11 protein-coding genes are annotated in these 12,158 nt (G+C 38.5%); 4 read left to right on the top strand and 7 right to left on the bottom strand.

Annotated elements, in window-relative coordinates; translation table 11 throughout:
- Window positions 1–45 precede the first annotated feature (45 nt).
- The 5 genes from scpB to GM552_RS01370 form a co-directional block, all read right to left on the bottom strand.
- The gene (gene scpB, locus GM552_RS01390; protein WP_110439360.1) at window positions 46–621 is read right to left on the bottom strand and encodes an SMC-Scp complex subunit ScpB; all 576 of its coding nucleotides are present in this window, start codon (window positions 619–621) and stop codon (window positions 46–48) included.
- Window positions 618–1,475 (bottom strand): ScpA family protein, encoded by an 858-nt coding sequence (locus GM552_RS01385; protein ID WP_230882722.1) that lies wholly within the window; start codon window positions 1,473–1,475, stop codon window positions 618–620. Before GM552_RS01385 ends, scpB begins: the two co-directional genes overlap by 4 nt.
- 27 nt (window positions 1,476–1,502) lie before the next feature.
- Window positions 1,503–2,660 (bottom strand): SPOR domain-containing protein, encoded by a 1,158-nt coding sequence (locus tag GM552_RS01380; RefSeq protein ID WP_155564953.1) that lies wholly within the window; start codon window positions 2,658–2,660, stop codon window positions 1,503–1,505.
- A complete protein-coding gene (argS, locus tag GM552_RS01375) occupies window positions 2,657–4,462 on the bottom strand; it encodes an arginine--tRNA ligase (RefSeq protein WP_155564952.1) in 1,806 nt (601 codons plus the stop codon). Before argS ends, GM552_RS01380 begins: the two co-directional genes overlap by 4 nt.
- Before the next feature lie 119 nt (window positions 4,463–4,581).
- Entirely contained in the window at window positions 4,582–5,757 is a 1,176-nt protein-coding gene (locus GM552_RS01370; protein WP_155564951.1) for a deoxyguanosinetriphosphate triphosphohydrolase, read from the bottom strand.
- A 338-nt stretch (window positions 5,758–6,095) separates the two neighbouring features.
- Here GM552_RS01370 and xth point away from each other — a divergent pair, with 338 nt between their 5' ends.
- Window positions 6,096–6,863, top strand: a complete 768-nt coding sequence (gene xth, locus GM552_RS01365) for an exodeoxyribonuclease III (RefSeq protein ID WP_155564950.1) — start codon at window positions 6,096–6,098, stop codon at window positions 6,861–6,863.
- A gap of 18 nt (window positions 6,864–6,881) precedes the next feature.
- On the opposite strand, the gene GM552_RS01360 is transcribed toward xth, so the two are convergent.
- Window positions 6,882–8,024, bottom strand: a complete 1,143-nt coding sequence (locus tag GM552_RS01360; protein ID WP_122122969.1) for a hypothetical protein — start codon at window positions 8,022–8,024, stop codon at window positions 6,882–6,884.
- Between the two features lie 76 nt (window positions 8,025–8,100).
- The gene (locus tag GM552_RS01355; protein ID WP_155564949.1) at window positions 8,101–9,210 is read right to left on the bottom strand and encodes a hypothetical protein; all 1,110 of its coding nucleotides are present in this window, start codon (window positions 9,208–9,210) and stop codon (window positions 8,101–8,103) included.
- A 184-nt stretch (window positions 9,211–9,394) separates the two neighbouring features.
- On the opposite strand from GM552_RS01355, the gene GM552_RS01350 reads away from it, so the two are divergent.
- The 3 genes from GM552_RS01350 (at window position 9,395) to glk (ending at window position 12,131) form a co-directional block, all read left to right on the top strand.
- Window positions 9,395–10,303: a hypothetical protein gene (locus GM552_RS01350; protein ID WP_155564948.1), complete on the top strand. Its 909-nt coding sequence runs from the start codon at window positions 9,395–9,397 to the stop codon at window positions 10,301–10,303.
- Window positions 10,304–10,395: 92 nt separating this feature from the next.
- On the top strand, window positions 10,396–10,959 hold the full coding sequence (locus tag GM552_RS01345; protein ID WP_155564947.1) for a hypothetical protein: 564 nt from the start codon (window positions 10,396–10,398) through the stop codon (window positions 10,957–10,959).
- Window positions 10,960–11,120: 161 nt separating this feature from the next.
- Window positions 11,121–12,131, top strand: coding sequence for a glucokinase (glk, locus tag GM552_RS01340; protein WP_155564946.1), 1,011 nt, complete (start codon window positions 11,121–11,123; stop codon window positions 12,129–12,131).
- Window positions 12,132–12,158: the final 27 nt, after the last annotated feature.

Below are 12,158 nucleotides of genomic sequence, written 5' to 3'. Positions count from 1 at the left end.
GATTTGGTTTTATATGATTTGTTTAGCAAAGATATTACCACTTATTTATTCATCATTTAAAGAATGGTACGGAATATCTCCAAATAACTCCTCTTTTTTTGGCAAATCATTTAAATCATTTAACCCCAAATAAGTTAAAAATTCTTTGGATGTTTTCCATAAAGTTGGTCGTCCTGGTACAGATTTATGTCCACAAGGTTTGATAAGACCATATTCCAATAAAGTTTCCAAAACAGTTTGGCTTAAACCGACCCCTCGAATTTTTTCGATATCTGTCCGAGTGCAAGGCTGATGATAAGCAACGACGGCCAAAGTTTCCATTGTTGCACGAGATAAACGCTTTGGCCTGGCAATGATTTTTACCAGATATGCCGTCCATTCCTGAGCTGTCCGAAATTGCCATCCACCGGCAACTTTACATAAACGAATGCCACGATACGCATAATCCTCTTGAAGTGAATGAATAATGTCAAGGATGCTAACAGTTGCCTTTCCTTCAGGATTTAAATTTATTGAATTTTTTTCCAGCAAAGATTCAATTGATTGTTCTGAAACAGGTTCCGTTTGCGAAAATATATATGCTTCGATCAACCCTTTTAAATCTTCCAAGTCCGTTTTCATTCCGCTTCCAAATTTTTATGATAGGATTGGCCGTCATTTCGTGATTGCAATCGAATTTGACCAAACTGCTCTTGCTGATCAAGCTTTATTTCACCAAGCTTTGCCAGTTCCAATCCGGCCAGCAACATTCCGCACCAGGCAGCTTTCCATTGTTGCTGTTGTTGGACAGGTGATTGATCCTTTTTATTAACCGCCTCCCAACAGGGTAGAAAAGCATCCAACGCATGCCATCCAGGTACATGATGAGATTTGAGTAAACGTTTCAAACGATTTAGAGCATCTTTGACCGTCCAAAAATGAAACGATCGAATTCGCCACTCCCTTTTTTTATTTTTACGATGGAATATCCGAATATATGCGTCAATAAAACGTGCACTATCCAATATCAATCCAGAGGAATCCACTGAAGTAAGATCTTCATAATATCCCCTGGCAAAAACCTCGCTCCCCAATAAAGGTCGCTCCTGCATCCACAATGCCGCTTTATTGATTTGTTCCAGCCCTTGCAAACGTTCTTGAAGTAAATCAACCGCCTGTTCAGTATCGCCAAAATGATCAGTTTTTTGCGGCAATAACAGACATGATTTCAACCATGCCAACCAACTCGCCATAACCAACCAGTCGGCTGCCAACTCCAATCTTATTTTTTTTGCAGATTCAATAATTTGTAGATATTGCTCAACCAGTGGCAAAATTGATATCTGAGTTAAATCAACTTTTTGGGTTTTAGCCAATTGCAACAACATATCCAACGGCCCTTCAAATCCATCAAGCCGAACAATGAAAGTCTCATCATTCCATGAAGAAGAATGATTTTCCATTTCCGTCTCATGAACAAGATCCGATTGCCGCATTATTATACCAGATTTATGAAAACCAGATTAAAAATTGGCCAACGTGCAAGAAAGACTTTTCGTTTTCAATTGGCTACAAAAACTATTTGCCTGAGTCTTGGAGGTAAAACCCTTAATTCTTATTCGATAAATCGTATTACCCTTAACATTAGCCTTTTGAATGGTGGGAGAATATTGCCCCAATAACTCTGGAGCTTTTTTGCGCATGACCTGCCATTGTTTTTGTGCTGCAGCATTTGACCCTAATGCAGCCAACTGCACAATAAAATGACCATTTCCTACGCGTTTTTCTTCCAATTTTACAGAAGGGACTTTTTTACCGTTATCTTGACGATGATGCCGAATAGGTTTTTTTGAAGGAACAGGCGCAACAGATTTTTCTGCCTCATCCGATTGTTCATCAGAGACATTACCCTCATCTTCCTTTGATTGTGCCTGCTTTTTGTTTTTATTCTCTGGCAAGTCATTACCCATTGATGACGTTGCCGTCGATGGAGCTGCAACCAAAGGTACATTATTGGGAGACGATACTCCATTATCCATAACATTGCCATTCATATTGGTCATTGCGGGAGTCTGATTATTAGAGGCTGTTGAATTGCCTGTTCCATATTGTGCAGCTAATGCCGATGGGTCAGCCTGTTCAGGTCCAGGCGCAAGAACAGGTTTTCCATTCGCTTTCATTTGACCTTCAGCCTTATCCATACCAATAGTTTCTGTGTTGTTTTCCGGTAAAGGTTTTTCCTTGGCAGCAATTTGAGGCGGTTCAAAAACGGGAATACCCTGATGTCCCGTATGAGACATCATCCACCCTCCAATGAAAAGCAATAAAATACCGCCAATTCCCGCTGCGGCATAGGCTAATCGACGTGTCGAGGAATCTCCATGAAATAAATTCTGCATAAATGCGAAACGTGGCTGTCCGCGACGATCATAATCCTCATCATATTCGTCTTCTTCATCGTCTTCTTCATGATAACGTGATGCCATTCTTTCCCTGCCATTTGGATCAGGACGATTTTGACGTGGAGACAATCGTCCATCATCTTCACGGGCAGGATTCATACGCGGGTCTTGTCCACGTATCATATTCTCTCTGCCCTGACCTGAACGAGAGGCTTCCATGGAATCATCATCAAAAAATGATCTTTTTCTAGGGGGTTCAGGTGAATTTTGATCCATCATCTCATTTCCTCAACTGGTTCTATTCCCAAGACCTGCATAGCAGAACGAATTACACTTGCAATAGCTTCAATCAACGCCATTCTGGCCAACGTGCCATGAACATCACCTTTTTGGATAAAGCGTAAAGTCGCATCATCCCGTCCGGCATTCCACAATGCATGAAAATCTGATGCAAGCTCCATCAAATAATAGGCAATACGATGTGGTTCACGCATCAAGGCGGCACTTTCAACTGTACGGGGCCATTGTGCAAGTCGCCGCATAACCGCTAATTCCTCTTCATTTCTGATATTCGACAGATCCGCTTTTGCCAGATCGGAGGCCGTTAATCGCTCTTGACCAAAAATCTCTTCAGCAGAACGCAAAACGGAACGGCATCTTGCATGCGCATATTGAACATAAAAAACAGGATTGTCACGGGTTTGAGCAACAACCTGTTCAAGATCGAAATTCATTTGCGCATCAGATTTACGTGTTAACATGGTAAACCGCACCGCGTCTTTTCCAACTTCATCGATCAGATCGCGTAATGTTACAAAAGTGCCTGCCCGTTTGGACATCCTTACAACCTCACCATTACGAACAACTCGAACGATCTGACATAAAATAACTTCAAAATCAGTTGACACATCCACTGGACTTAGAGCTTTTACTGCCGCATTCATACGGGAAACATATCCACCGTGATCTGCACCCCATACATCCAATAGAATCTGATAACCTCTTTTTATTTTATCATAATGATAACCTATATCATTAGCAAAATATGTTGCACTGCCATCAGATTTCCGTAAGGGACGATCCACGTCGTCACCATAAGCCGTTGATTTAAAAAGTGTTTGTGGACGAGCCTCCCAATCATCTGGCAATTTCCCTTTGGGAGGCTCCAGTATACCTGTATACACCAGTCCCTTTTTTTCCAATATCCGAATTGCCTGATCGGCTATACCAGATTCAAGAATTGCACGTTCTGAGATGAATTCTTCCTGCAAAACACCTAAAGCTTTCAGATCTTGACGGATATCATGCATCATGTGAGTCAAAACGCACTGTTTAACTTTTTCAAACCATGCTGGAAACGGTTTTTGTTCTATGCCCTTCAATAATGTCTTACCATATTGCTGAGCAAGATCCTGTCCAACTGGAATAAGATAATCTCCTTGGTATTGTAAACCAGTTGGCATGTACGCCTTGTAACGCTCTTCAAAATCAGTCGGGGAACAATCTCCTTCAAGAACCTGAACATAACGCCAATAGGCTGCCCATGTTAATGCAACAACCTGATTACCTGCATCATTGATATAATATTCCTTGGTAACGTCAAAACCAGCCTTAGCCATCAAATTGGCCAACACATCCCCAACGACCGCGCCACGACAGTGACCTACATGCATTGGTCCTGTCGGATTGGCAGATACATATTCAATGTTGGTTTTGATATTATTTCCAATCTGACTGTTTCCATACGCTTCCTGTATCTGCAAAATCGTTGAAACAAGATTTTGAAAAACAGAAGGGGCCAATTTCAAATTCACAAATCCCGGCCCAGCAGGTTCAGCCTTTTCAATACCAGAAACAAATTGAAGGCGTTCAGCCAATTCCTTGGCAATTTCCTGTGGCCGACGCTTGGCAATTTTTGCCGTAATCAAGGCTGCATTCGTCGCCATATCCCCATGTGAAACATCACGTGTAGGTGTCAATTCAATTCTTTTTATCAAATCTTCTGACAAATCAGGTAAAATTTGTCGCAAGGCCTTTATAACACAATGATAAAAGGAAACATATAAATTCTGCTCAGCCATACAAAAATTATCTTTCTTTATAAACACCTTATCCATACCCAATTATTCAGCAATACTGAAAATAAAATTGACCATACCCTAAACAAGACTTTGAACCATCCAACAAATTATTTAGATTTTTACGACAAAATAGATAAATCGGTCAGTCTTTGATACTCTTCTATTGCATAACGATCTGTCATACCAGCAATATAATCCGTAATAACCCGTAAAATACCTGATTTCTGTTTTCTTTTTCCTGCCTCCAAGGCACGTATTTGCCATTTTTTGGGTAACAAATCAACATTTTCAGATAAAATCTCGAATAAATGCTGAACCAACAATTCCCCCTTTCGACTCATACGATTGACACGCCAATGCGAATATAAATTCTGATACAAGAATTTACGAATTTTTTGATTGCCTTCCATAATTTTAGGACTAAATTGCACGATCCCATATGTACAATTTCTGATATCCTCTGGCGTCTTCGGGTTCAAACCGCTTAAGTTATCAGCAGTCTGTTTTTTCAAATCACGAACCAGACAATCGATAACCCGTCTTATTACTTCATATCTCAAACGCTTTTGAAGACTATCCTTAAATTTACATTGCTCCATTTGTTTTCTTGCTTCATATAAAGCCTCTCCAACAACGGGAAGATCTTCCAAATCTTTAAATTCTATCAATCCCGCACGTAAACCATCATCCAAATCATGGCTATGATAGGCAATATCATCGGAAATTGATGCTATTTGGGCTTCCGCTGATGCATAATTGAACAAATCCAAGGGATATGACCGATTAATCCGTTCTAAATAAGGGTCGGGATTGTCAACCGGCCCATTATGTTTGGCTAATCCCTCTAAACTTTCCCAAGTCAAATTGAGTCCATTAAAGGCAATATATTGTTGCTCCAATAACGTTACCTGTCTTAATGACTGGTCATTATGACTGAAACCGTTATAATCCCGCATCATCTTTGCCAGAGCCCTTTCTCCAGCATGTCCAAAGGGTGAATGTCCCAAATCATGTGCCAGCGCCAAACATTCTGTCAAATCCACATTTAATTTCAAAGCGCGAGCAACAGAACAGGCAATTTGCGCAACCTCTAACGAATGCGTTAAACGAGTTCGAAAAAAATCACCCTCGTGATTGATAAAAACCTGTGTCTTATATTGCAATACACGGAAAGCTGTAGAATGGATTACACGATCCCGATCTCTTTGCCAGGGGTTACGACCTTGTGCCTCCGATTCAGGATAAAATCGTCCCCGAGCTGTTTTTTCCTGAACGGCATAAGGTGCTAGATTCATGATTGCCACGCCTAAATTTATCCAACATAATCAATTTAAATTATCCTGATCATTTATTATTCTAATTATATCATTATAAAATTGTAATAGTATATAGCTCTCAATTTATTTTAAAATACGGCCAAAATTCAATGACTACAATCATATATGTGTTAGATTAAAATACAGCACTTTCGATTTTACATAATTCAATCATCCGGAATTTTACTTTTTTCCAATCACAAAAAATCAAAGCTTAAAGACGAAAAGGATAATCTGTCCACCCTTGCCATCAAGATATAATGAGATTAATTTGACTGGAATTCAATTTGTATCTTTTCATACCAAGGATTATCCTGATGAAGCTTGCTAGCTGGAATGTTAACTCTATTCGCCAAAGACTTTCCCATGTTCAAAAATGGCTTCAAAAAGAACAACCTGACTGGCTCTTTTTACAGGAAATCAAATGCCAGAACGCACAGTTTCCATCGGAAAGTTTTAAAGCCTTAGGCTATCATGTTATCGTACATGGACAAAAAGCCTATAACGGGGTTGCCACCTTAAGCCGCCATCCCTATAAATTGCTTCATACGGATTTACCTGATCTACAGAATACAAAAGACCATGCTCGATATCTCGAGATTGAGAGTCGAGGAATTCATCTCTGCAATCTATATTTGCCAAATGGTAATTCCGGCGGCGAAGAGGGATTTCAATTCAAAATGGATTTTATCAATGCATTAATCAAACATGCCCAATCCTTATTGAACGACAAACAAAACTGTATTTTTGCAGGTGATTTCAACATTTGCCCCACCGACAGTGATTTAACCACCAATATACTTTCTTCCGATGACGCATTGATCCGTCCGGAAAGCCGAAAGGGTTTTTATACGCTTTTATGGTTGGGTCTGTCGGATGCATTTCGCATTCTCCATCCTGATACAATCGAATATAGTTTTTGGGATTACACCAAAGCTGCATGGCAACGAAATGCAGGTCTTCGAATTGACCACGTTCTATTGTCAGCAAAAATAACTGAACAATTAAAAAATTGCTGGATTGATAAAGAGGAACGAGCCAAAACCCAACCTTCTGACCACGCCCCCATTGTCATTGAATTTTGATAAACAATCAACTGTTCTTCAAACAGCCATCCAGCTTGTAGTTGTTCCTTTATAAGGTGTATCAAACTCCCTTATAACCTCGGCAAATTTTTGATGATCCAATAATATACAGGATGGATATTTTGCCTCTCCACGCAAAGCACGATAAAAATGACGGTTCAGTGCACGCGCGAACACTCCTGGGCCTGTCTTGTAGGCAATGAATAAACCCTGATGCAAATAACTATTCCGGTAAAGACTCAACATACATTCTTCTAGAATAGGACTTTTTGCAACAGAACCAAAAAAGTCATTATGAACAACATTATTATGCGTTAAAAAGAATACATGATCATAAATAGCAGGAGTTATTGAGTAAAATTTTTCAACAGATTGAATCTGAATATCAGCATCCAGCCACCAGCCACCATAATAGTTAATAACGTGAACTCTTAAAAAATCCGCCGCTTCAGCTGGATGACGAGCAGAAAGAAAGATTTGCCGTGCTTCAACACCATAATTTTGATATAACCACTCTGTTGCTTCCGCCTTATCAAAAATTTTTAGGTTAAAATGACCAAGTTCTTTTAGAAATTGAAAATTATTACTTATTTCCTCCGGAGGATTCTGATCCCAATATAAAAATAAATTATTGGGAATAACACTAAAATCGGCCCTACCCACTTCTCTATTTTTAATCCCTATCGATGATGCAGGATTAAAGATATTCATCATAATTGTAAGATAGATTGTATCGGCTTCCTCACCGGTATGAAATTCCTCATAACAATTTTGCATAATTTGAATGGCATTAAAAGCATCATTGTTTTCTCTATATTGTTTCCATCCAACCACAAAATTATATAAAGGAATACATAGATTTTTTAACTGTTCAAGTTCTTCCTGCTTTAACGGCAGACTTGCTTTCAGTAAAGCAACCTGACGGGCCATAAGTAAAACATGAGCCAATGGATATTGGGTTGGACTTTTGGAATGGGTATCAAACGCTATTTTATAGAAAAAAGCTGCCTCGGAATAAAAATGATTTGTCGAGAGAATGTTTGCAATATCAAACAAGGGATTTAAATCTTTTGCCCCATGATGTTTGAAAACATCCAAAGCTTGGGGACAAACAGATAAAATCTCCTCATAACCAACATCCAAATTCATATCATCAGTCATAATTTTAACTTTACCTTAATTATATATTCAATTCTAAAATTGCTTAATATTTCAAATATGAGACCACTATTGACTATCAAACTGAACTCCAAGTCCCTTTTTGTTTGTATGCAACTGGATATTGTTCAGTTAATTTGGAAAAAAATGAAGAATCCATAATTTTCAAAGAAGGATATTTCCATTTTCTTTCTTTTATACAACGCGAATAAATTCTATTTAATGCTCTCATAAAAACACCCGGACCTGTTTTATAAGAAATAAATAAACCATCATATTTATAACAATTGTGATAGATAGACAACAAACAATCTTCTAAAAAAACGTTATGCGGTTGGGCTCCAAAAAGATCATTATGAACAAAATTTCCCTCAGTCAGAAAAAAAACCGCATCATAATTTGCCGGAATCATTTCAATAAACTGATTTTCAGAAACAATTTTCAAATCCGCATCTACCCAAAACCCACCCAATAGATTAATGACATGAACGCGCAAAATATCCGCAGCCTCTGCAGGATGTCTGGATTTTAGAAAAAGTTCCCTGGCATCACGCCCGTAATAGCCATATAACCATTCACAAGCCCTATCCCTGTCAAAAACCTCTACTTTAAAATGCTGGAACTTCTGATGATGCTCAATGTTTTCCTTAACATCCTCCGGTAAATTCTGATCCCAGTAAAAAAAAATAGATTGAGGAATCTTATTCTTAACCATTCTCTCAGGGAAAATATCAGATTTCAATGCATCATGAATTAAACCAACATTAATAGCATCAATTTCTTCACCTGTATGAAATTGTTCAAAAGTATGATCAATTTTCTTTATCGCCTGTAAAGCATCAATTTTTCCGCATCTATATTCTTCAACACCCCTAATATAATTCATCAAGGATGGGGAAAGCTCATGCAACCTTTGGCAATCTTTTTCATCCAGAGCTATACCGGCCTTTACCAAACACAACAGTTTAACCTGCAATAATATAGCTTCACGTGGATGTGCTTCGGCTTCTAATTTACGATAATTAATCGCCTCTTGATAAAAAGCTGCTGCCTCTTCTAAAAAACCGTATAAATGTAAGTGATTAGCGATATTAAATGCCGTCATGACATCATTACAGCCATGCTGATTATATAAATTTTCAGTCACTGGGGAACGTGCCGCCAGATCTTTTAAACTTTGTGCTTTCACTTTAACAATACCATCCTTACAGAATACAATTTAGAAAAAATACGAATTATATCTTACTGTTCCTTACTTGTAATAAAATAATGGAAGTTATAAAACATTATTTAATAAAAATATTCTTTGCTTTGCTTTACCACTTTCATATTATAATGCAATTAATTCTTTTTCGAGGCAATCAGGTATTCCAATGCGTAAATTATTTTACCTTTTAACTTTTTTTCCACTCTCAACATTTGCCAATATTTCAACGGCCTCATCCTCCCCCGATCCCAAAACTTATCCTTCCACAATAAAAAATGAGGAAATTCATTCCATCATTAAAGAAAAAGATTTTCATGACTGGAATGTGATTGTCGGTAAAAATCATGCCTCCCTTAACTGGAACAGAAATTCAACTTCCAATTTAAATTTATATATTACACCTTCCGAACACAGAATAACCCTTGATGTAACAGCCAAAAAAAATACTTATCGGGAATTCAAGCTTTCTTATATAACCTGGAACATCAGGGAAGTTTCCGTGACCCTAAACAAGACAAGGGATCATAATGGCTGGGTAACCTATTCTACCGCTATCTACACAGATAACATCACAAAATTCATTAATGCTTTGCAACACAGTTCACCAATGATTTTGAATCTTTCGATTTCAACCTCAATTCCAATTGACATGAATGGTGAACGATCTGCATTGAATTCTTTCATGAATGTAATCAAGGAAAAAAATCTGGAAGCCCCCCCTCCCCTAGTCACAAGAAAAACAAATCCTGAACCTGTTAGCCCTCCTGACGGGATGTCTCCAGATTTAGTGCCTCTTTTTCAACAGGCTGATTATTATGTCAAAAAATGTATTGATCACGCCTCAGAACCATTAAATAGCCCAACCAGAAAATCAGTGTGTACAACACGTAACGATTATTTAAAAAAGATGAAAGATAAAGGCTGGTGCTGGGGAAGCGGTGACCCTGACCAACATGATAAAAATAAAAATTGGCGACTATGCATCATGAGTCCTAAAGGAAGCGTTCCCAAGTTGAAAGAAAAGGTTCAGGAGGATTTGCAAAAGGCTCAATCCATGATGAAGGATCAAATTTAATTTACATAAACCAGAACAAATCATAGTTTTTGCTTTAAACTTCGATTTTAAACCTTTACTCTAGAATTAATTTATGAAGGGCAACGTATTCCATGATTTCTTTATCAAAAACATGTCAATTATTTGTTCTGGGTGTGAGTTTATTTACAACATCCTATTCTGTGACAACATATTCTGAAACTCTGAAAACACGAAAAATAACCCGGCAAACCAGCGAAAACATAAAATTTGGGGAATGGTTATATTATCCCCAATCTAATCCACCGACACTTGCCTGGTGGAATGAGAGAATGTCCCGAGCTGCACCAATCTTATATATTTCCTTTTCAGCTGAAAAAATCACACTCAATGCCGTAACGCCACTTTGGCCAAATACGGGAATTATTTTCTACCTGAATGATAAAACAGAAAAACAGGGCATCAATCTCATTCTTCAGAAAAGAGATCAGGAAAACTGCTATTATTCCGCGACAATAGATTTGGAAAACCGACAAAAATTTGTGAATAATCTTGTTACTGTACGTAAGGCTCGTCTGATCACACCCATTTCATCGCAATCTTTATCCCTGAAACAAGTCAATCAAGCTATGCAGCTTATAATAACAACACATCCAGAGATTAACTTAACCTTACCGAGCACAACCGCTTCGCAATAGTCTAAAGAGATTGTTTTTAATCTTTACCCAAAAAATGCCTTAACGAATTTAACAAAAAGTTGAAAAAAATATTAAAAATCCTTAAATTAAATTCAAATTTATGTGAACAAAAATATTGTTAATATTATTTGTTTTAATCCTCTTAAATGGAGATTTTTATTATGTCCAACTCCAAGAATAACTCCACTCCTGTTGATGCTCCCATTGAAATTGTCGTTGCAGATATCGGAGGGACAAATGCACGTTTTGCAATTGCCAAGATACAAAATGGACAGGTCGTTACCATTGACAGCGAAACCATTTTAAAAACAGCGGATTATGCAACTTTGCAACTTGCATGGGATGCCTTTGGACAAAAGGTTGGCCGTCCTTTGCCTAAACAAGCCTCCATGGCAATTGCCTGTCCGATTCGAGGTGATATTCTCAAATTTTCAAACAGTCCATGGATCATTCGGCCCGCCCTTATTCCCCAACAGCTAAATCTGGAAAAGCTTGTTCTGATAAATGATTTTGAAGCAATTGGACATGCGATCGCCAACTGTCAAGAGGACCATCTTAAACATATTTGTGGCCCAAGAAGAAAAGAAAGTCCTCAAGGAATAACCACAGTTGTCGGTCCTGGAACAGGACTGGGAGTTGCTTCTCTTGCATTCGATACAGACAAATATACCGTTATTCCAAGTGAAGGCGGACATTCCTCTTATGCCCCTTGTGACAATATCGAAATCAGTATTTTAAGATACCTGAAACAACATTATCGCAGGGTTTCCGCAGAACGGATCATTTCTGGTCCCGGATTGGGTAATATCTATGATGCGCTTGGCGCAAATGCCGGACTGCCTGTTACCCATCACAGCGATAGCAATTTATGGGAGGCCGCATTAAAGGGTACCGACCATCTTGCCACGGCTGCACTGGAACGGTTTTGTCTGAATTTGGGAACTTTCTGCTCCGACATGGCTCTGGTACAATTGGCCAACCGTGTTGTAATTAGTGGTGGCATCGGTCTTCTTATAGCCGATTATCTTCCCCATTCGGGTTTTGCAGAACGGTTTGTTGATAAGGGTCGCTTTGAAAGAATGCTGGCTGATATCCCTGTTGAAATTCTGACCTATCCACAACCAGGGCTTTTAGGAGCGGCTGCGGCTTTTGCAGTCCAACATTTAAAATAAGCCTTGTTGATTCTTTCAAAAAATTAG

This window comes from Commensalibacter sp. ESL0382, from assembly GCF_009725775.1.
GTDB lineage: Bacteria > Pseudomonadota > Alphaproteobacteria > Acetobacterales > Acetobacteraceae > Commensalibacter > Commensalibacter melissae.
This window is presented reverse-complemented; position numbering and strand designations above follow the sequence as displayed.